The following is a 17,276-nucleotide window of genomic DNA, read 5'->3' on the forward strand; positions in this document are numbered from 1 at the left end:
GAGTTGAGGTTGCTGCGGCTTGGCGGGCGTGCGTTCTTCAGTGAGTGAGTGTTCGCGCGGCGTTGTGCGCAGTTGATCGCAGTTCACTCGCTCGTTGAATAGAAAAACGGAGGCGGACCTCTTGAGGTCACGCCTCCGTTTTTTTGCATGCCGTCAGGTTTGCGGCAGACTCGCCCGGTCGAGCGATCGCAGGAATTTGTCTGCCGATTCATAACCGACCACTCTGAGCACCTCCTTGCCGCCGCGGTCGAAAAAGATGATCCCCGGCGGGCCGAACAGGCCGAAACGCTTGAGCAGCGCCTGATCGTCGGCATTGTTGGCGGTGACGTCGGCGCGCAGCAGGTTCATTTGCTTTAACTTCGCCTGCACGCGCGGGTCGCTGAACGTGAATTTCTCCATTTCCTTGCAGCTCACGCACCAGTCCGCATAAAAATCGAGCATGGCGGGCTGTGGGGCCACTTTGACGGCCTGGTCGAGTTCAGCCGACGAGCGCACCGGCTGGAACGCCAGATCGGCCTGCGACGCGATTTCCGGCCTGTCAGGCCCGGCTTCTCCCGCGGGCGCCGCGCCACGTGCGGCCAGCACGGCAAGCGGGCGCAAAGGGTCGGACGAACCCGCCGCAAGTCCGACCAGGATCACCGCCGCCCAGACGGCACATGCAGCGCCGATGCCGCGCCCGAGCCGGCGCCATATCGGCGTCGGTGCCGCCGGCGCCGCAAAAAGGCCGAGTGATGCAGCAGCGATCAGCAGCCAGAGCGCGCTCAGCAGCATGGTGGCCGTGGCTCCGAGCACCGGCCAGACGATCCAGAGCGCCGCGGCGAGCAGCACGACGCCGAACAGCACTTTGACGCTGTCCATCCATGCGCCTGCGCGCGGCAGCAACGTGCCGGCGCCGAGACCGACGATCAAAAGTGGGACGCCGAGCCCAAGGCCCATCGAGAACAACGCCGCGCCGCCCAGCACGGCGTTCCCCGTATGCGCGATGAACGCGAGCACAGCAAAAAGCGGCGCCGTCATGCAGGCACCGACCACCAGCGCGGACAGCGCTCCCATGGCGGCGACGGCGGCGTACCGGCCGCCCGAGCGCCCGGCCGATGCATGCGAGACGCCCTGCTGCCAGCGCTGCGGCAAAGCAATGTCGAATCCGGCGATCAGCGTGAGCGCAAAAATGGTCAGCAGCACGCCGAACGCGCCCAGCACCCAGGGGTTTTGCAGCCAGGCGCCGAGGCTCTGGCCGACCAGCGCGGCGGCAATGCCGAGCGCGGTGTAGACGAGCGCCATCCCGAGAACGTAGGCGAGCGAGAGCGAGAAACCGCGGCCGCGCGTCACACGAGCGCCTTCGCCGATGATGATGGCCGAAAGAATCGGAATCATCGGATAAGAACACGGCAGCAGACTCAGCACGATGCCCGCGACGAAGTAAAGCCCGATGATCGCGACGAAGCCACCGTCTTGCAGCAGCGATTGCGCGTAGTCGGCGCTGGTTGCGCGCTCGTACCACGGCGCGTCGCTTGCGGTGGAGCGCGGCGCGGCCGTGCTGCCCGCCGGCAGCAGCGCGGCGCCGCTGACGTGGTAGACGCGCTCCATCGGCGGATAGCAGATGCCGGCATCCGCGCAGCCTTGAGATGTCACGGCGAGATCGAATCCTCCCGCAGCCTCTTTCACCGGGATCCGGATCGTCAGCTCGTTACGATACGTCTCGACGTTCTTGTTAAACGTCTGGTCGAACTTGATGTGACCCGCCGGCAGTTGCGGCTCGCCGAGTGTCGCGCTTCCATTACGGGTCGCAAACGCGAAACGCTCGCGGTACATGTAGTAGCCGTCCGCGATCTTGTAGGTGACGTCGACTTCGCCCGGCCTTTCTGCCGCGCTGAACTTGAAAGCGACGGCGGGATCGAGGAAGTCGTCCGCCGCATGGGCGAGCGTGCCGAACTGCGCAAGAAGCAGGCTGGCGAAGACGAGGAAAGCGGCACGCCACGCATTGCGCGCGTGACGACTGAGGCGGTTAAACATGGAGGGGGCGTTGAGTTTCAGCGATGATCCATTGGCCATAGGCGGCCGACGCGGTGGCTTGCCAGGACAGGATTTCCGGCGTGTCGTACGGGTGGTGCGCCTGTAGGTACTGCTCGAGTTCGACCGCGCGCGCCGCGCTCGTCTTGAACAGCAACTGGATTTCTTGCGCCGTCTCCACTTGGCCATGCCAGTGATAACTGGACTGCACGGCACCGAGCTGCGTGACGCACGCGCACAGTCGCGCAGCCAGCGCGTCGGCGGCAAGCTTCTGGGCCACGGCCGCGTCGGGTACCGTCGTCAGAAGTAAAGTCACGTTCACGCTCAAACTCACAGATAGCTCCGGCAACACACAAGCTGGGTGCCCCTATCGTATCACCTGGCATTGCGGTGTCGCTCGCAGCTCGGCTCCCGGTATGCGGCATTTGGCCGCCGGGCCCTTTCGTGCGCGGGACCCAGCGTTTGCGCCGCCGCAAACAAAAAAGCCAGGCTGCGAGCCTGGCTTTTTCCTGACCGAACAGCGCCTGAACGCTTATTCAGCTTCTTGCACTTCGACTTCTTCAACTTCCGGGCGGTCGAGCAGTTCGACGAGCGCCATGGGTGCGTTGTCGCCGACGCGGAAGCCGAACTTCAGCACGCGCAGGTAGCCGCCCGGACGGTTAGCGTAACGCGGGCCGAGGACGTCGAACAGCTTCGTGACCGAGTCACGATCGCGCAGGCGGTTGAATGCCAGACGACGATTGGCCAGCGACGGCTTCTTGCCGAGCGTGATCAGCGGCTCGACAACTTTACGGAGTTCTTTCGCCTTCGGCAGCGTGGTCTTGATGACTTCGTGCTCGATCAGCGAGTTGGACATATTACGGAGCATTGCCAGACGGTGGCTGCTCGTGCGGTTCAGTTTCCGCAGGCCATGACGGTGACGCATGTTGATTCCTTCGATTCAAAGTTTTGGTCCAGCTCTTCTATCGCGCTGCTTCGCTCTGAAATGACTGCAGAGCAGAGAGCACACGGGCCGGTAGTAAAAAAAGACAAGACGCGGATTTTAAAGGAAAATCCGCGTCTTTGCCAGTGCAGCGGCGCGTTCCGCCGCGGACGGCAGCCGGCTTACTTGTCCAGCCCTGCGGGCGGCCAGTTTTCCAGCTTCATGCCGAGCGTCAAACCACGCGACGCCAGTACTTCCTTGATTTCGTTCAGCGACTTGCGGCCCAGGTTCGGCGTCTTGAGCAGCTCGTTTTCCGTGCGCTGGATCAGATCGCCGATGTAGTAGATGTTCTCGGCCTTCAGACAGTTCGCGGAACGAACCGTCAGCTCGAGGTCATCGACCGGGCGCAGCAGGATCGGATCGATCTGCGGCGCGCGCGACGGCGCTTCAGCCGTTGCTTCGGTGCCTTCCAGTGCAGCGAACACCGACAGTTGATCCACCAGAATGCGAGCCGATTGACGGATCGCTTCTTCCGGCGAAATCACACCGTTGGTTTCGATGTTCATCACGAGCTTGTCGAGGTCGGTACGCTGTTCGACACGAGCGCTTTCAACGGCGTAGCTCACGCGGCGAACCGGCGAGAACGACGCGTCCAGCACGATCCGGCCAATGATCTTGGCCGATTCTTCGCCGTAACGACGTACATTGCCCGGCACATAGCCGCGGCCCTTCTCAACCTTGATCTGAACGTCGAGCTTGCCGCCCTTCGACAGATGCGCGATCACGTGGTCAGGGTTGATCACTTCGCAGTCGTGCGCCAGCTCGATATCGCCAGCCGTCACGACGCCTTCGCCTTCCTTGCGCAGCGTAACCGTCACTTCGTCACGGTTATGCAGCTTGAACACTACGCCCTTCAGGTTCAACAACAGGTTGACCACGTCCTCTTGCACACCGTCGAGCGTCGAATACTCATGCACGACGCCTGCGATCGTCACTTCGGTCGGCGCATAGCCGATCATGGACGACAGCAGCACGCGCCGGAGCGCGTTACCCAAGGTGTGGCCGTAACCGCGTTCAAACGGTTCCATGACCACTTTCGCGTGGCTTTCGCCCAGCGATTCAACTGCGATGATCTTGGGCTTCAACAAACTGGTTTGCATAGGTTTTCCTTTTCAATACCCTCGGCTCGTTACACCGATAAGGCTGACCGGTAACAACCTGAAAATGAACAGCCGAGACGCCCCCTTGCGCAACGCAACGGGGTGCCCCGGCCGCTAATCCGATTACCGCGAATACAATTCGACGATCAGGCTTTCGTTGATGTCGCCAGCGATCTCGCTGCGTTCCGGCTTCTGCTTGAACGTGCCTTCGAACTTCTTCGAATCGACCGAGACCCAGCTCGGCATGCCGCCTTGCTCAGCCAGCGACAGCGCTTCGAGAATACGCGCTTGCTTCTTCGATTGTTCGCGCACTGCGACAACGTCGCCTGCCTTCACTTGCATCGACGGGATGTTCGAGACGACGCCGTTCACCATGATCGCCTTGTGGCTCACCAACTGACGTGCTTCAGCGCGCGTCGAGCCGAAGCCCATGCGATACACGACGTTGTCCAGACGCGACTCGAGCAATTGCAGCAGGTTTTCACCCGTGTTGCCCTTCAGACGGTCGGCTTCAGCGAAGTAACGGCGGAATTGACGCTCCAGCACGCCGTAGATGCGCTTCACTTTTTGCTTTTCGCGCAGCTGCGTGCCGTAGTCGGACGTACGTGCGCCCGAAGTGCGGCCATGCTGGCCGGGCTTGCTGTCAAGCTTGCACTTGTCAGCGAGCGAACGACGGGCGCTCTTCAGGAAGAGGTCGGTGCCTTCACGGCGGGACAGCTTGGCCTTAGGGCCGATATAACGTGCCACGTTGATTCCTTCGTTGATTAGTCACGCGAATGCGTGCACTCGCGCTAGTCCGAACCCTTTGGGTCGAACGGTGGGCTTAGTCAATTCAATAGCGCAAGCAGCCTGTTTCGCCGGCTACTCGATCCGGCGGCAACAGGCGCAAGCGAAAACAGCGTCTTAGATACGACGACGCTTCGGCGGACGGCAGCCGTTGTGCGGAACCGGGGTCACGTCGGAGATCGCGGTGATCTTGATGCCAAGACCATGCAACGCGCGCACCGCCGACTCACGGCCAGGACCGGGGCCCTTGATCCGCACTTCGAGGTTCTTCACGCCGTATTCCATCGCCACGCGGCCAGCCGATTCGGCTGCCACCTGAGCTGCAAACGGGGTCGATTTACGCGAGCCCTTGAAGCCCTGACCACCCGACGTTGCCCAGGCAAGTGCATTGCCTTGACGATCGGTGATCGTGATGATGGTGTTGTTGAACGACGCGTGAACGTGAACCACGCCCTCGGCGACGTTCTTCTTGACCTTCTTGCGAACGCGTTGCGCCGCGGAGTTGTTCGAAGCCTTAGCCATTACGTTTTCCTGTAACTGTCAGTTCCGCTTACTTCTTCAGCGATTGCGCTGCACGACGCGGACCCTTGCGCGTACGGGCATTCGTACGCGTGCGTTGGCCGCGCAGGGGCAAGCCCTTACGATGCCGCACACCGCGGTAGCAGCCGAGATCCATCAGGCGCTTGATGTTCATCGTCGTTTCACGGCGCAGATCGCCTTCAACGATGAACTTGCCGACTTCTTCACGCAGCTTTTCGAGGTCTGCGTCAGTCAGGTCTTTGACCTTCTTCGAAAATGCCACACCAGCAGCGACGCAAATGTCGCGCGAGCGCGTGCGGCCTACACCGTAAATAGCCGTCAGGCCGATTTCAGTGTGCTGGTGGTTCGGGATGTTAACCCCTGCGATACGAGCCATTGTTTTTCCTCAAACAAAAAGCGCAAGCAAAAGCGCGGCGTTCAGCCTTGACGCTGTTTGTGGCGCGGATCAGAGCTGCAAATCACGCGCACAACGCCTTTGCGCTTGATGATCTTGCAATTGCGGCAAATGCGCTTAACCGATGCCATCACTTTCATGATATTACCCTTTTTTCAAATCACTTCGCCCGGAACACGATCCGCGCACGCGACAGATCGTAAGGCGTCAATTCAACCGTCACCTTGTCGCCCGGCAGGATCCGGATGTAATGCATCCGCATCTTGCCGGATATGTGTCCCAATACGACATGGCCGTTTTCCAGCTTCACCCTGAAGGTAGCGTTAGGCAGGTTTTCGATGACTTCACCCTGCATCTGGATAACATCGTCTTTGGCCATAAGTCCTTTCAACGCATCGGGACGCCGCCGCCTTTGAAATTAGCTTTCTTCAGCAGCGATTCATACTGTTGCGACATAACGTACGACTGCACCTGCGCCATGAAATCCATTGTGACGACGACAATGATCAGCAGCGACGTTCCACCAAAATAAAACGGCACGTTCCAGCGCAGCACCAGAAACTCGGGCAGCAGGCAAACAAACACGATGTAGATCGCACCGGCCAGCGTCAGACGCGTGAGGATGCGGTCGATATATCGCGCCGTTTGATCGCCCGGGCGGATGCCAGGAACGAAAGCGCCACTCTTTTTCAGGTTGTCGGCCGTCTCTCTGCTGTTGAACACCAGTGCGGTGTAGAAGAAGCAGAAGAACACGATCGCCAACGCGTACAGCAACACGTACACCGGTTGACCGGGCTTGAGGGCTTCGGCCACATTGTGCAGCGTGTCTGCGAACCAGCTGGTGCGCGACCCCGAACTGAACCAGTTCAGGATGGTTGCCGGGAAGAGAATGATCGACGATGCGAAGATCGGCGGAATCACACCCGACATGTTCAACTTCAGCGGCAAATGCGAGGATTGACCGCCGTAAATCTTGTTACCGACTTGCCGCTTCGCATAATTCACGAGAATCTTGCGCTGGCCGCGTTCGATGAACACCACCAGATACGTCACGGCAGCGATCAGCGCGACGACGATAATCGCCGAGATGATGCTCATCGAGCCGGTTCGCACCAGTTCGAAAAGACCACCGATTGCGTTCGGAAAACCCGCCGCAATACCGCCGAAAATGATGATCGAAATACCGTTGCCAAGTCCGCGCTCCGTGATCTGCTCACCCAGCCACATCAGGAACATCGTGCCCGTCACCAGCGTCACGACCGTCGTCAACCGAAACACCATTCCCGGATCGATCACCAGAGCCGGCTGATTCTCCAGAGCCACGGCGATGCCGAATGCCTGGAACGTCGCCAGCAGAACCGTGAAGATTCGCGTGTACTGCGTGATCTTCCGCTGCCCCGCCTGCCCTTCCTTCTTCAGCGCTTCCAGCTGCGGCGAGACAATTGCCAGCAACTGCATAATGATCGACGCCGAGATGTACGGCATGATCCCGAGCGCGAAAATCGTGAACCGCGAAAGTGCGCCACCCGAAAACATGTTGAACATGCCAAGGATGCCGCCCGACTGGCTTTGGAACAACTTCGCCAGCTGGTCCGGGTCGATACCCGGCACCGGAATGTGCGCGCCGATACGGTAGACGATCAGCGCCAGCAGCAGGAACACTGCCCGCCGACGCAGATCGCCGAACTTCGCCGCGCTGCGACCGGGTTTTGCGAGACTCGGGCTGTTAGCCAAGTACCTTCTCCGATGCAAAAGCTAGTGACGGCAAATAACTTGCGCGTTACTCGGCGAAAGAGCCGCCGGCTGCTTCGATCGCAGCGCGCGCACCCTTCGTCGCACTCAGACCCTTCACAACGATCTTGCGCTTCAGCTCGCCCGTCGCGATGATCTTGGCGCTCTTGATCAGCTCGCCGACCAAGCCAGCCTGCTTCAGAGCCAACAGATCGATTTCGTCGACCGGAAGCTTTTCCAGATCGCCGAGACGCACTTCACCGACGAATTCCTTCGTCAGCGAGGTGAAGCCTCGCTTCGGCAGGCGACGTTGCAGCGGCATTTGACCGCCTTCGAAGCCAACCTTGTGAAAGCCGCCCGAACGCGACTTCTGACCCTTGTGACCACGGCCAGCGGTCTTGCCGAGGCCGGAGCCGATGCCGCGACCCACGCGACGCTTTGCATGCTTCGCGCCTTCAGCCGGCTTCAGGTTATTCAATTCCATTATCAACTCCTTGAGTCCTGGTCAGCCGCTTAGCTGATGACCTTAACGAGGTACGAAACCTTGTTGATCATGCCGCGCACGGCCGGCGTGTCCTGCAACTCGCTGACCGAGTTGAGTCGGCGCAGGCCCAGGCCACGCACCGTTGCACGGTGCGTATCACGGGTGCCGATCAGGCTCTTGACGAGCTGGACCTTGACAGTTTTTTCAGACATGGTGTCCACCTTAGCCCAGAATATCTTCGACGGACTTGCCGCGCTTCGCCGCGATATCGCTTGGCGTGGACTGCTTGCGCAGACCGTCGAGCGTTGCACGAACGAGGTTGTACGGGTTCGTCGAGCCGTGGCTCTTGGCCACAACGTTCTGCACGCCCATCACGTCGAACACTGCGCGCATCGGGCCGCCGGCGATCACACCGGTACCGTCCTTCGCCGGAGCGAGGAGGACCATCGATGCGCCATGCTTGCCGTGCACTTCGTGTTGCAGGGTACCGTTCTTCAGCGGCACCTTGAACATGTTGCGGCGGGCTTGTTCCATCGCCTTCTGGACAGCGACCGGCACTTCCTTCGCCTTGCCCTTGCCCATACCGACGCGGCCATCACCGTCACCAACCACGGTCAGTGCGGCGAAGCCGAGAATACGGCCACCCTTCACGACCTTGGTCACGCGGTTGACCGAAATCATCTTTTCGCGCAGGCCGTCGTCGCGTTCGTCAGCCTGAACTTTCGCTTGCATCTTTGCCATGACGAATTCTTCCCTTAGAACTTGAGTCCGGCTTCGCGCGCCGCATCAGCCAGCGCTTTCACGCGGCCGTGGTAACGGAAACCCGAACGGTCGAAGGCGACGGATTCGATGCCGGCAGCCTTAGCCTTTTCTGCGATGCGCTTGCCGATCAGCGTGGCAGCAGCGACGTTGCCGCCCTTGCCCGTTTGATCAGCCAGTTGCGCACGCACTTCGGCCTCGAGCGTCGACGCGCTGGCGAGCACCTTGGTGCCGCACGGCGAGAACACTTGCGCATAGATGTGCGTGTTCGTGCGATGCACGGCGAGACGCGCGACCTGCAGCTCAGCGATCTTGATACGCGTCTGACGAGCGCGGCGCAGGCGAGATTGAGTCTTATCCATGATTGCGCACCCTTACTTCTTCTTCGTTTCTTTGAGGATCACGACCTCGTCAGCGTAGCGCACACCCTTGCCCTTGTAGGGCTCCGGCGGGCGGTAGCCGCGCACTTCTGCAGCGACCTGGCCAACTTTCTGCTTGTCGATCCCCTTGATCACGATTTCGGTTTGCGACGGGGTTTCAGCCTTCACGCCTTCCGGCATCTGGTGCACCACAGGGTGCGAGAAACCCAGCGACAGGTTCAGCTTGTCGCCTTGCGCCTGTGCGCGATAACCGACGCCAACCAGCGTCAGCTTGCGCTCGAAACCCTTCGTCACGCCGTTCACCATGTTCGCAACCAGTGCACGCATCGTGCCCGACATCGCATTCGCTTCGCGGCTTTCGTCAACCGGCTCGATCTTCAGAATGCCGTTGTCGTTCACCACTTTCACGAGGCGGTTTGCCGCCTGCGTAATCGTACCCAGCGGGCCCTTGACGGTGATGCGATCATCGCTCAGGGCCACTTCTGCGCCTTGCAGCGCGATCGGGCTCTTACCTACTCGAGACATGTTTCTCTCCTTTCGGCCTTAAGCGACGTAGCAGATGACTTCGCCGCCAACGCCCGTTGCGCGCGCCTTGCGGTCCGTCATCACGCCCTTCGGCGTCGACACGATTGCCACGCCGAGGCCATTCATGACCACGGGGATGTCGTTACGGCCGCGGTACACACGCAGACCAGGCTTCGAGACGCGTTCAATGCGCTCGATGACCGGACGGCCAGCGTAGTACTTCAACACGATGTTCAATTCCGACTTCGCACCTTCGGACTTCACTGCGAAATCGTCGATATAACCTTCGTCCTTCAGGACCTGCGCAATCGCAACCTTGACTTTCGACGAGGGCATAGTCACCGAGACTTTCTCAACCATCTGCGCGTTGCGGATGCGAGTCAGCATATCGGCGATAGGATCACTCATGCTCATTTATGTTTCTCCTATTACCAGCTCGCCTTGGTCAGGCCAGGGATCTCGCCGCGGAACGCGATTTCGCGAATCTTGTTACGCGCCAGCCCGAATTTACGGAACGTACCGCGCGGACGACCGGTAATTGCGCAACGGTTGCGCTTACGGGTCGGGTTAGAGTTGCGCGGCAGTTGTTGCAGTTCCAGACGTGCTGCGTAATGCTCTTCGTCCGACTTGCTCATATCGCTAATGATCGCCTTCAACTCTGCACGCTTGGGAGCGTACTTAGCAGCGAGGCGAGCACGCTTCTTTTCACGTTCGATCAGTGCCAGTTTAGCCACGGTAACCTCAGTTTCTGAACGGGAACTTGAAGCTGGCGAGCAGAGCCTTTGCTTCGTCGTCGGTCTTCGCAGTCGTCGTGATGCTGATGTTCAGCCCACGCAGTGCGTCGATCTTGTCGTAATCGATTTCGGGGAAAATGATCTGCTCTTTCACACCGATGTTGTAGTTGCCGCGACCGTCGAACGCCTTGCCCGACACGCCACGGAAGTCGCGCACACGGGGGAGCGCCACCGTCACGAAACGGTCGAGAAATTCGTACATAGCCTGACCACGCAACGTGACCATCGCACCGATCGGATAGCCCTGACGGATCTTGAAGCCGGCAATTGCCTTGCGCGCCTTCGTGATCACCGGCTTCTGACCTGCGATCTTGGTCAGATCGCCCACAGCGTTTTCGATGATCTTCTTGTCAGCAACCGCTTCGCCAAGGCCCATGTTCAGGGTGATCTTGGTGATGCGCGGCACTTCCATCACAGACTTGTAACCGAACTTCTCGATGAGGCCGGGTACAACCTTTTCTTTGTAAAACTCTTGCAAACGAGCCATTTTTTTACTCCGCAGCGTCAGGCGCTCAGCACGGCACCGGTCGTCTTCAGGAAACGGACCTTCTTGTCTCCTTCAACCTTGATGCCCACACGCGACGCCTTGCCATTCGCGTCGACCAATGCGACGTTCGAAATTTGCAGCGGCATCGTCTTGGCTTCCACGCCACCCGTCGTACCCTTCATCGGGTTCGGCTTGACGTGCTTCTTGACGAGGTTGATGCCCTCGACAGTGACCTTGCCATCGCCAACGGACAGCACGACGCCGCGCTTGCCTTTATCTTTGCCGGTGATGACGATAACTTCGTCACCTTTGCGAATCTTGTTCATCGCGACTCCTTACAGCACTTCAGGTGCCAACGAAACGATCTTCATGAATCGTTCGCTGCGCAACTCGCGCGTGACAGGCCCGAAAATACGGGTGCCAATAGGTTCGAGCTTGGCATTCAACAACACTGCGGCGTTGCCGTCGAACTTGATCAGCGAGCCGTCCTGACGGCGCACGCCCTTGGCGGTGCGAACCACCACGGCGTTATAAATTTCGCCTTTCTTCACGCGCCCGCGCGGCGTTGCTTCTTTGACGGTCACCTTGATGATGTCGCCAATGCTGGCATAACGACGCTTCGAGCCGCCGAGCACCTTGATGCACATGACTTCACGCGCACCCGTGTTGTCGGCCACTTCAAGCCGAGTTTCGGTCTGGATCATGGTTTATCTTTCCCAACTTAATCCGGTCACACCACCATGGCGTACCCGGTCAGTCTTGGTCCCGTCAGCCAATCGGCTGCTTGGGTTAGAACAGCAGCGACGGCAAACGAAACCCGCCATCGCAATCCGGTGAATCCTTCGGGACAGGCTGGCGCCTGAACCGCTTCCCCCACCAACTTCGCCCGCGACGGGGCTCCCATAAAGAGGGAAGACCGAGATTATAACAAATAATCTCGGTCTTGCAAGCGAAATCTACTGCGATTTCAACAACTTCTACTGCTTTGCGGCGTCAGATGACGCGAGCAGCCTCGACCAGGCGAGCCACAACCCAAGCCTTCGTCTTCGAAATCGGACGAGTTTCCTGGATTTCAACGAGGTCGCCTTCGTTGTACGTGTTCGCGTCGTCGTGCGCGTGGTACTTCTTCGAGCGCACAACGTACTTGCCGTAGATCGGGTGCTTCACGCGGTGCTCGACCAGCACGGTGACCGTCTTGTCCATCTTGTTGCTGACGACCTTGCCGACCAGCGTCCGCTTGAGCGAGGTTTTTACGCTATCGTTCATTTCTGGTTCGCCTTCTCAGTCAGGACGGTCCGCACACGTGCGATGTCGCGACGAACCTTCTTCAGCTGGCTCGTGTTCGTGAGCTGCTGGGTCGCGAGTTGCATGCGCAGGCCGAATTGCGCCTTCAGCAGGTCCGACAGCTCCTTGTTGAGCGCGGCCTGATCTTTCTGGTGAAGTTCGGAAGCCTTCATCATTTGCTCCTTAGGCGCCGAGCTGACGCACGATGAAGGTCGTCTTCAGCGGCAGCTTGGCTGCAGCCAGACGGAACGCTTCGCGTGCCAGCTCTTCGGTTACGCCGTCCATTTCGTACAGCATCTTGCCCGGTTGAATCTCTGCGACGTAGTACTCAGGGTTACCCTTACCGTTACCCATACGCACTTCCGCCGGCTTGTGCGAGATCGGCTTGTCCGGGAAGATGCGGATCCAGATGCGGCCACCACGCTTGATGTGACGCGTCATTGCACGACGTGCCGCTTCAATCTGGCGCGCGGTCAGGCGACCACGACCGATAGCCTTCAGGCCGAATTCACCGAACGACACCGCGTTACCGCGGGTTGCGACGCCGGTGTTACGACCTTTCTGCTCTTTGCGATACTTTCTGCGTTTCGGTTGCAGCATCGTTATTCTCCAGTCTTCCCGTCGCCGCCGGCACCGCCAGCACGACGAGGAGCGCCACGGCGTGCACCTGCCGGGCCACCACCTTCACCATCGCGACGCGGACGGCGATCGCCACCCGGACGTGCGTTGCGGCGCGGACGCTTTTCTTCGGCGACTTCTTCCACCACCGGTGCGTCGTTACGGCCGAGCGTGTCGCCCTTGTAGACCCACACCTTCACGCCGATGATGCCGTACGTCGTCTTCGCTTCCGAAGTCGCGTAGTCGATATCCGCACGCAGCGTATGAAGCGGCACGCGACCTTCGCGATACCATTCCGTACGAGCGATTTCGATACCGTTCAGACGGCCAGCGCTCATGATCTTGATGCCTTGAGCACCCAGACGCATCGCGTTTTGCATTGCACGCTTCATCGCGCGGCGGAACATGATCCGGCGCTCGAGCTGTTGCGTGATCGAATCGGCGATCAGTTGCGCGTCCGTTTCCGGCTTGCGAATTTCTTCGATGTTGACGTGAACCGGAACGCCCATGCGCTTTTGCAGCTCGGACTTCAGCAGTTCGATGTCTTCACCCTTCTTGCCGATCACGACACCCGGACGCGAGCTGAAAATCGTGATACGCGCGTTCTTTGCAGGACGCTCGATCACCACGCGGCCGACGGACGCGTTCTTCAGCTTCTTCTTCAGGTATTCACGAACACCGATGTCTTCCTGCAACATCGCCGCGAAATTGTTGTTGTTCGCGTACCAACGCGAAGCCCAATTGCGGCTGACGGCCAAACGGAAGCCAGTCGGATGAATTTTCTGTCCCATCGTATGACCCCTTAATTCCCGACCGTCACAGTGATGTGACAGGATTGCTTCTCGATGCGGTTACCGCGGCCTTTAGCGCGCGCGGTGAAACGCTTGAGCGACGCAGCCTTGTCGATGTAGATGCTCGTAATCTTGAGCTCATCGATATCGGCGCCTTCGTTGTGCTCCGCATTCGCGATCGCCGACAGCACGACCTTTTTCACGATTCCCGCAGCCTTCTTCGGCGAGAACGTCAGAACGTTCAGCGCCTTGTCGACCGGCAAACCGCGGATCTGGTCAGCCACAAGGCGCGTTTTCTGCGCCGAGATGCGGGCACCGCGATGAATTGCTTTCACTTCCATCTTGAGCCCCTTATTTCTTAGCCTTCTTGTCGGCTGCATGACCCTTGAACGTACGGGTCAGTGCGAACTCGCCAAGCTTGTGGCCGACCATGTTTTCCGAGATGTACACCGGAACGTGTTGACGGCCGTTGTGAACGGCGATCGTCAGACCGATGAAATCCGGGAGGATCGTCGAGCGACGCGACCATGTTTTGATCGGCTTCTTATCCCGCGAAGCTGCTGCCGCCTCAACTTTCTTCAGCAAATGGGCGTCGCAGAACGGACCTTTTTTTACAGAACGTGCCATTGCCTACTCCTTAACGCTTGTGACGGCGCTGGACGATCATGCTCGTCGTGCGCTTGTTGCTGCGGGTGCGATAACCCTTAGCAGGCGTGCCCCACGGGCTCACCGGATCGCGACCTGCAGCCGTCTTGCCTTCACCACCACCGTGCGGGTGATCGACCGGGTTCATTGCAACGCCGCGCACCGTCGGGCGGATACCGCGCCAGCGGTTCGCGCCAGCCTTACCGATTTGACGGAGGCTGTGCTCTTCGTTGCCAACTTCACCAATCGTCGCGCGGCACTCAACGTGGACGCGGCGGATTTCACCCGAGCGCAGGCGGACCTGTGCGTAGATGCCTTCACGAGCCAGCAGCATGGCCGACGTGCCAGCCGAACGCGCCATTTGCGCGCCCTTGCCCGGCAGCATTTCGATGCAGTGGATCGTCGTACCGACCGGAATGTTGCGGATCGGCAGCGTGTTACCTGCACGGATCGGCGCTTCCGAACCCGACATCAGTTGCTGGCCGACGGTGACACCCTTCGGAGCAATGATGTAGCGGCGCTCGCCGTCTGCGTACAGAACCAGCGCGATGTTCGCGCTACGGTTCGGATCGTACTCAAGACGTTCGACCTTGGCCGGAATGCCATCTTTCGTGCGACGGAAGTCGACGACGCGATAGTGATGCTTATGACCACCGCCCTTATGACGCGTGGTGATGTGACCGTTGTTGTTACGGCCGGCGGTCGAGGATTGCGTGTCGAGCAGCGCAGCGAACGGCTTGCCCTTGTGCAGTTCCTTGTTGACCACCTTCACCATCGCGCGGCGACCCGGCGAAGTCGGCTTAACTTTAACGATTGCCATGATTACTTGGCCTCCGCTTCAAAGTTGATTTCCTGGCCGGGCTTCAGGCAGACGTACGCCTTCTTCACGTCCTTGCGCTTGCCCATGAAGCGGCCAAAGCGCTTGGCTTTGCCCTTCGAGACCAGCACGTTGACGGAATTGACTTCCACCTTGAACAGCAGCTCGACTGCAGCTTTCACTTCCTGCTTCGTGGCATCGGGCGCGACTTCGAACACGACTTGCTCGTTCTTGTCGGCCACCAGCGTCGCCTTTTCGGAGATCACCGGCGCGAGCAGGACCTGCATCAAACGATGATCGTTTTTGCGAATCTCGCTCATGACAGCAACTCCTCGATCTGGGCGACCGCAGCCTTCGTGATCAGGACCTTCTTGAAGTAGATCAGCGACAGCGGGTCGGCGTAACGCGGCTCGACAACCGCCACGTGGGCGAGGTTGCGCGACGCGAGGTACAGGTTTTCGTCAACCGTGTCGGTAATCACCAGCACAGAGTCGAGACCCATCGCCTTGAATTTTTCGGCCAGCAGCTTGGTCTTCGGTGCTTCGAGCGTCAGCTCGTCGACCACCGAGATGCGGCCTTCGCGGGCCAGCTGCGAGAAGATCGAGCACAGACCTGCGCGATGCATCTTCTTGTTGACCTTGTGCGAAAAGTTTTCTTCCGGCGAATTCGGGAAGATCCGGCCACCGCCGCGCCACAACGGGCTCGACGACATACCGGCACGGGCGCGGCCCGTACCCTTCTGACGCCACGGCTTCTTGGTCGTGTGCTTGACTTGCTCACGGTCCTTCTGCGCGCGGTTGCCGCTGCGGGCATTCGCTTGATACGCCACCACGACCTGGTGAATCAGGGCTTCGTTGTAGTCACGGCCGAACACGACGTCCGACGCGCTAACGCCTGCACCTTCCTGACCATTGGCATTCAGGAGCTTAAGTTCCATTATTTCGCTCCTTTCACGGCACGCGTCTTCACGGCCGGCGTAACGAATACCTTGCCACCCTTCGCACCCGGAACGGCGCCCTTGACCAGCAACAGCTTGCGGTCAGCGTCGATACGAGCGATTTCGAGGTTTTGCACCGTTACCGTTTCGTCACCCATGTGACCGGTCATGCGCTTACCCGGGAAAACACGACCCGGATCTTGCGCCATACCGATCGAACCCGGCACGTTGTGCGAGCGCGAGTTACCGTGCGATGCACGGCCGGATGCGAAGTTGTAACGCTTGATGGTACCGGCGTAGCCCTTACCGATCGACACGCCTTGCACGTCGACCTTCTGGCCCACTTCGAACAGGTCGGGACCGACCACGGCGCCGTTCGACAACTCGGCTGCCTTAGCGGCGTCGATCTGGAATTCTTTGAGGATTTCACCGGCTTGAACGCCGGCTTTGGCGAGATGACCGGCCAACGGCTTCGTCACGCGCGATGCACGGCGCGTACCGAATGCAACCTGCACGGCGGTGTAGCCGTCGGTTTCAACAGTCTTGATCTGCGTCACGCGGTTGTCGGACACGTCCAGCACGGTAACGGGAATCGAATCCCCTTCAGCCGTGAAGATACGGGTCATGCCAACCTTGCGACCTACGAGTCCAAGGCTCATCGTTTTCTCCATTCCCGACTGCGATTGGTCGGGGCTAATTTACAAAATGCCGGTGCCGTTTCGGGCGTGAAACCACGCTGCAGCACACCGACTTTTTTGCGCAAATGCGCGAAAAGCCTTGCATTATAGCGAGGCTTTTCGTTTTCCGCAAGCAATCAAAGACTTAGCGTTGCCGGCCAAGCTCGGCAACCGCTGGGAGCCTTATTGCAGCTTGATTTCGACGTCCACGCCAGCCGGCAGGTCGAGCTTCATCAGCGCGTCGACGGTCTTGTCCGTCGGATCGACGATGTCCATCAGACGCTGATGCGTACGGATTTCGAGCTGATCGCGCGACGTCTTGTTGACGTGCGGCGAACGCAGGATGTCGAAGCGTTGAATACGGGTGGGCAGGGGTACCGGGCCACGAACGATTGCGCCAGTCCGCTTCGCCGTGTCGACGATTTCAGCAGCCGACTGGTCGATCAGGCGATAGTCGAAAGCCTTCAGGCGAATACGGATTTTCTGGTTCTGCATGACAATTCCTTGGAAAGAGCGAGGCGGTATTGCGCCGCCA

General features: G+C 59.5%; 31 protein-coding genes. All 31 read right to left on the bottom strand.

From position 1 onward, the window contains the following. Nucleotides 1-153: 153 nt before the first annotated feature. The 31 genes from dsbD to rpsJ all read right to left on the bottom strand — a co-directional run bounded on the left by dsbD (nucleotide 154) and on the right by rpsJ (nucleotide 17,236). On the bottom strand, nucleotides 154-2,013 hold the full coding sequence (gene dsbD, locus HV711_RS11815; RefSeq protein WP_028362768.1) for a protein-disulfide reductase DsbD: 1,860 nt from the start codon (nucleotides 2,011-2,013) through the stop codon (nucleotides 154-156). Next, nucleotides 2,006-2,338, bottom strand: coding sequence for a divalent-cation tolerance protein CutA (gene cutA, locus HV711_RS11820; RefSeq protein WP_028362767.1), 333 nt, complete (start codon nucleotides 2,336-2,338; stop codon nucleotides 2,006-2,008). Before cutA ends, dsbD begins: the two co-directional genes overlap by 8 nt. Before the next feature lie 204 nt (nucleotides 2,339-2,542). After that, nucleotides 2,543-2,935: a 50S ribosomal protein L17 gene (rplQ, locus tag HV711_RS11825; protein WP_013589828.1), complete on the bottom strand. Its 393-nt coding sequence runs from the start codon at nucleotides 2,933-2,935 to the stop codon at nucleotides 2,543-2,545. 179 nt (nucleotides 2,936-3,114) lie between these two features. Beyond that, complete coding sequence (locus HV711_RS11830; protein ID WP_006052226.1) at nucleotides 3,115-4,092, bottom strand: DNA-directed RNA polymerase subunit alpha; 978 nt, start codon at nucleotides 4,090-4,092, stop codon at nucleotides 3,115-3,117. 123 nt (nucleotides 4,093-4,215) lie between these two features. Then, nucleotides 4,216-4,839, bottom strand: coding sequence for a 30S ribosomal protein S4 (rpsD, locus tag HV711_RS11835; RefSeq protein WP_013589829.1), 624 nt, complete (start codon nucleotides 4,837-4,839; stop codon nucleotides 4,216-4,218). A gap of 156 nt (nucleotides 4,840-4,995) precedes the next feature. After that, on the bottom strand, nucleotides 4,996-5,400 hold the full coding sequence (rpsK, locus tag HV711_RS11840) for a 30S ribosomal protein S11 (RefSeq protein WP_006052224.1): 405 nt from the start codon (nucleotides 5,398-5,400) through the stop codon (nucleotides 4,996-4,998). A gap of 28 nt (nucleotides 5,401-5,428) precedes the next feature. Then, nucleotides 5,429-5,794 carry a 30S ribosomal protein S13 gene (rpsM, locus tag HV711_RS11845; RefSeq protein ID WP_013589830.1) on the bottom strand — a complete coding sequence of 122 codons (366 nt, stop codon included), beginning with the start codon at nucleotides 5,792-5,794 and terminating at the stop codon, nucleotides 5,429-5,431. A 41-nt stretch (nucleotides 5,795-5,835) separates the two neighbouring features. Further along, a complete protein-coding gene (rpmJ, locus tag HV711_RS11850; RefSeq protein ID WP_004199844.1) occupies nucleotides 5,836-5,952 on the bottom strand; it encodes a 50S ribosomal protein L36 in 117 nt (38 codons plus the stop codon). 20 nt (nucleotides 5,953-5,972) lie between these two features. Then, entirely contained in the window at nucleotides 5,973-6,191 is a 219-nt protein-coding gene (gene infA / locus HV711_RS11855; protein WP_004521905.1) for a translation initiation factor IF-1, read from the bottom strand. An 8-nt stretch (nucleotides 6,192-6,199) separates the two neighbouring features. After that, nucleotides 6,200-7,546, bottom strand: a complete 1,347-nt coding sequence (gene secY, locus HV711_RS11860) for a preprotein translocase subunit SecY (RefSeq protein ID WP_013340732.1) — start codon at nucleotides 7,544-7,546, stop codon at nucleotides 6,200-6,202. 46 nt (nucleotides 7,547-7,592) lie between these two features. Continuing rightward, complete coding sequence (gene rplO / locus HV711_RS11865; RefSeq protein WP_013589831.1) at nucleotides 7,593-8,027, bottom strand: 50S ribosomal protein L15; 435 nt, start codon at nucleotides 8,025-8,027, stop codon at nucleotides 7,593-7,595. 29 nt (nucleotides 8,028-8,056) lie between these two features. Continuing rightward, nucleotides 8,057-8,239 carry a 50S ribosomal protein L30 gene (gene rpmD, locus HV711_RS11870; protein WP_013340734.1) on the bottom strand — a complete coding sequence of 61 codons (183 nt, stop codon included), beginning with the start codon at nucleotides 8,237-8,239 and terminating at the stop codon, nucleotides 8,057-8,059. Between the two features lie 10 nt (nucleotides 8,240-8,249). Next, nucleotides 8,250-8,768, bottom strand: a complete 519-nt coding sequence (gene rpsE, locus HV711_RS11875) for a 30S ribosomal protein S5 (RefSeq protein WP_013340735.1) — start codon at nucleotides 8,766-8,768, stop codon at nucleotides 8,250-8,252. A 14-nt stretch (nucleotides 8,769-8,782) separates the two neighbouring features. Next, the gene (gene rplR / locus HV711_RS11880) at nucleotides 8,783-9,148 is read right to left on the bottom strand and encodes a 50S ribosomal protein L18 (RefSeq protein WP_006052218.1); all 366 of its coding nucleotides are present in this window, start codon (nucleotides 9,146-9,148) and stop codon (nucleotides 8,783-8,785) included. A 12-nt stretch (nucleotides 9,149-9,160) separates the two neighbouring features. Continuing rightward, complete coding sequence (gene rplF / locus HV711_RS11885) at nucleotides 9,161-9,691, bottom strand: 50S ribosomal protein L6 (protein WP_013589832.1); 531 nt, start codon at nucleotides 9,689-9,691, stop codon at nucleotides 9,161-9,163. Between the two features lie 18 nt (nucleotides 9,692-9,709). Further along, nucleotides 9,710-10,105, bottom strand: coding sequence for a 30S ribosomal protein S8 (gene rpsH / locus HV711_RS11890; protein ID WP_006052216.1), 396 nt, complete (start codon nucleotides 10,103-10,105; stop codon nucleotides 9,710-9,712). Between the two features lie 14 nt (nucleotides 10,106-10,119). After that, nucleotides 10,120-10,425, bottom strand: a complete 306-nt coding sequence (rpsN, locus tag HV711_RS11895; protein ID WP_013340737.1) for a 30S ribosomal protein S14 — start codon at nucleotides 10,423-10,425, stop codon at nucleotides 10,120-10,122. Between the two features lie 7 nt (nucleotides 10,426-10,432). After that, on the bottom strand, nucleotides 10,433-10,972 hold the full coding sequence (rplE, locus tag HV711_RS11900) for a 50S ribosomal protein L5 (protein WP_008923339.1): 540 nt from the start codon (nucleotides 10,970-10,972) through the stop codon (nucleotides 10,433-10,435). A 17-nt stretch (nucleotides 10,973-10,989) separates the two neighbouring features. Next, nucleotides 10,990-11,298, bottom strand: coding sequence for a 50S ribosomal protein L24 (gene rplX / locus HV711_RS11905; RefSeq protein ID WP_013589833.1), 309 nt, complete (start codon nucleotides 11,296-11,298; stop codon nucleotides 10,990-10,992). A 9-nt stretch (nucleotides 11,299-11,307) separates the two neighbouring features. Then, nucleotides 11,308-11,676 (bottom strand): 50S ribosomal protein L14, encoded by a 369-nt coding sequence (gene rplN, locus HV711_RS11910; RefSeq protein WP_006052212.1) that lies wholly within the window; start codon nucleotides 11,674-11,676, stop codon nucleotides 11,308-11,310. 289 nt (nucleotides 11,677-11,965) lie between these two features. Further along, nucleotides 11,966-12,238 carry a 30S ribosomal protein S17 gene (gene rpsQ, locus HV711_RS11915; protein WP_007180129.1) on the bottom strand — a complete coding sequence of 91 codons (273 nt, stop codon included), beginning with the start codon at nucleotides 12,236-12,238 and terminating at the stop codon, nucleotides 11,966-11,968. Continuing rightward, the gene (rpmC, locus tag HV711_RS11920) at nucleotides 12,235-12,429 is read right to left on the bottom strand and encodes a 50S ribosomal protein L29 (RefSeq protein ID WP_007180130.1); all 195 of its coding nucleotides are present in this window, start codon (nucleotides 12,427-12,429) and stop codon (nucleotides 12,235-12,237) included. Before rpmC ends, rpsQ begins: the two co-directional genes overlap by 4 nt. A 10-nt stretch (nucleotides 12,430-12,439) precedes the next feature. Further along, nucleotides 12,440-12,856, bottom strand: a complete 417-nt coding sequence (gene rplP / locus HV711_RS11925; protein ID WP_013340739.1) for a 50S ribosomal protein L16 — start codon at nucleotides 12,854-12,856, stop codon at nucleotides 12,440-12,442. Between the two features lie 2 nt (nucleotides 12,857-12,858). Continuing rightward, complete coding sequence (gene rpsC, locus HV711_RS11930; protein ID WP_012434570.1) at nucleotides 12,859-13,665, bottom strand: 30S ribosomal protein S3; 807 nt, start codon at nucleotides 13,663-13,665, stop codon at nucleotides 12,859-12,861. An 11-nt stretch (nucleotides 13,666-13,676) separates the two neighbouring features. Continuing rightward, complete coding sequence (gene rplV / locus HV711_RS11935) at nucleotides 13,677-14,006, bottom strand: 50S ribosomal protein L22 (RefSeq protein ID WP_011490054.1); 330 nt, start codon at nucleotides 14,004-14,006, stop codon at nucleotides 13,677-13,679. Nucleotides 14,007-14,016: 10 nt separating this feature from the next. Then, entirely contained in the window at nucleotides 14,017-14,292 is a 276-nt protein-coding gene (rpsS, locus tag HV711_RS11940) for a 30S ribosomal protein S19 (RefSeq protein WP_004199273.1), read from the bottom strand. Nucleotides 14,293-14,302: 10 nt separating this feature from the next. Beyond that, complete coding sequence (gene rplB, locus HV711_RS11945) at nucleotides 14,303-15,130, bottom strand: 50S ribosomal protein L2 (RefSeq protein WP_013589834.1); 828 nt, start codon at nucleotides 15,128-15,130, stop codon at nucleotides 14,303-14,305. Between the two features lie 2 nt (nucleotides 15,131-15,132). Further along, entirely contained in the window at nucleotides 15,133-15,447 is a 315-nt protein-coding gene (gene rplW / locus HV711_RS11950) for a 50S ribosomal protein L23 (RefSeq protein ID WP_007180135.1), read from the bottom strand. Beyond that, complete coding sequence (gene rplD, locus HV711_RS11955) at nucleotides 15,444-16,064, bottom strand: 50S ribosomal protein L4 (RefSeq protein WP_008923346.1); 621 nt, start codon at nucleotides 16,062-16,064, stop codon at nucleotides 15,444-15,446. Before rplD ends, rplW begins: the two co-directional genes overlap by 4 nt. Next, the gene (rplC, locus tag HV711_RS11960) at nucleotides 16,064-16,723 is read right to left on the bottom strand and encodes a 50S ribosomal protein L3 (protein ID WP_013340741.1); all 660 of its coding nucleotides are present in this window, start codon (nucleotides 16,721-16,723) and stop codon (nucleotides 16,064-16,066) included. Before rplC ends, rplD begins: the two co-directional genes overlap by 1 nt. A gap of 201 nt (nucleotides 16,724-16,924) precedes the next feature. Next, nucleotides 16,925-17,236: a 30S ribosomal protein S10 gene (rpsJ, locus tag HV711_RS11965; protein ID WP_006998489.1), complete on the bottom strand. Its 312-nt coding sequence runs from the start codon at nucleotides 17,234-17,236 to the stop codon at nucleotides 16,925-16,927. Nucleotides 17,237-17,276 lie beyond the last annotated feature (40 nt).

It is taken from the genome of Paraburkholderia phenoliruptrix, from assembly GCF_902859825.1.
GTDB lineage: Bacteria > Pseudomonadota > Gammaproteobacteria > Burkholderiales > Burkholderiaceae > Paraburkholderia > Paraburkholderia phenoliruptrix.

Coding starts and splice junctions, on each gene's coding strand:
- dsbD (WP_028362768.1), bottom strand. CDS start 2,013: ATGTTTAACCGCCTCAGTCGTCACGCGCGCAATGCGTGGCGTGCCGCT.
- rplQ (WP_013589828.1), bottom strand. CDS start 2,935: ATGCGTCACCGTCATGGCCTGCGGAAACTGAACCGCACGAGCAGCCAC.
- HV711_RS11830 (WP_006052226.1), bottom strand. CDS start 4,092: ATGCAAACCAGTTTGTTGAAGCCCAAGATCATCGCAGTTGAATCGCTG.
- rpsK (WP_006052224.1), bottom strand. CDS start 5,400: ATGGCTAAGGCTTCGAACAACTCCGCGGCGCAACGCGTTCGCAAGAAG.
- rpsM (WP_013589830.1), bottom strand. CDS start 5,794: ATGGCTCGTATCGCAGGGGTTAACATCCCGAACCACCAGCACACTGAA.
- rpmJ (WP_004199844.1), bottom strand. CDS start 5,952: ATGAAAGTGATGGCATCGGTTAAGCGCATTTGCCGCAATTGCAAGATC.
- infA (WP_004521905.1), bottom strand. CDS start 6,191: ATGGCCAAAGACGATGTTATCCAGATGCAGGGTGAAGTCATCGAAAAC.
- rplO (WP_013589831.1), bottom strand. CDS start 8,027: ATGGAATTGAATAACCTGAAGCCGGCTGAAGGCGCGAAGCATGCAAAG.
- rpmD (WP_013340734.1), bottom strand. CDS start 8,239: ATGTCTGAAAAAACTGTCAAGGTCCAGCTCGTCAAGAGCCTGATCGGC.
- rpsE (WP_013340735.1), bottom strand. CDS start 8,768: ATGGCAAAGATGCAAGCGAAAGTTCAGGCTGACGAACGCGACGACGGC.
- rplR (WP_006052218.1), bottom strand. CDS start 9,148: ATGGATAAGACTCAATCTCGCCTGCGCCGCGCTCGTCAGACGCGTATC.
- rplF (WP_013589832.1), bottom strand. CDS start 9,691: ATGTCTCGAGTAGGTAAGAGCCCGATCGCGCTGCAAGGCGCAGAAGTG.
- rpsH (WP_006052216.1), bottom strand. CDS start 10,105: ATGAGCATGAGTGATCCTATCGCCGATATGCTGACTCGCATCCGCAAC.
- rplE (WP_008923339.1), bottom strand. CDS start 10,972: ATGGCTCGTTTGCAAGAGTTTTACAAAGAAAAGGTTGTACCCGGCCTC.
- rplX (WP_013589833.1), bottom strand. CDS start 11,298: ATGAACAAGATTCGCAAAGGTGACGAAGTTATCGTCATCACCGGCAAA.
- rplN (WP_006052212.1), bottom strand. CDS start 11,676: ATGATCCAGACCGAAACTCGGCTTGAAGTGGCCGACAACACGGGTGCG.
- rpsQ (WP_007180129.1), bottom strand. CDS start 12,238: ATGAACGATAGCGTAAAAACCTCGCTCAAGCGGACGCTGGTCGGCAAG.
- rpmC (WP_007180130.1), bottom strand. CDS start 12,429: ATGAAGGCTTCCGAACTTCACCAGAAAGATCAGGCCGCGCTCAACAAG.
- rplP (WP_013340739.1), bottom strand. CDS start 12,856: ATGCTGCAACCGAAACGCAGAAAGTATCGCAAAGAGCAGAAAGGTCGT.
- rpsC (WP_012434570.1), bottom strand. CDS start 13,665: ATGGGACAGAAAATTCATCCGACTGGCTTCCGTTTGGCCGTCAGCCGC.
- rplV (WP_011490054.1), bottom strand. CDS start 14,006: ATGGAAGTGAAAGCAATTCATCGCGGTGCCCGCATCTCGGCGCAGAAA.
- rpsS (WP_004199273.1), bottom strand. CDS start 14,292: ATGGCACGTTCTGTAAAAAAAGGTCCGTTCTGCGACGCCCATTTGCTG.
- rplB (WP_013589834.1), bottom strand. CDS start 15,130: ATGGCAATCGTTAAAGTTAAGCCGACTTCGCCGGGTCGCCGCGCGATG.
- rplW (WP_007180135.1), bottom strand. CDS start 15,447: ATGAGCGAGATTCGCAAAAACGATCATCGTTTGATGCAGGTCCTGCTC.
- rplD (WP_008923346.1), bottom strand. CDS start 16,064: ATGGAACTTAAGCTCCTGAATGCCAATGGTCAGGAAGGTGCAGGCGTT.
- rplC (WP_013340741.1), bottom strand. CDS start 16,723: ATGAGCCTTGGACTCGTAGGTCGCAAGGTTGGCATGACCCGTATCTTC.
- rpsJ (WP_006998489.1), bottom strand. CDS start 17,236: ATGCAGAACCAGAAAATCCGTATTCGCCTGAAGGCTTTCGACTATCGC.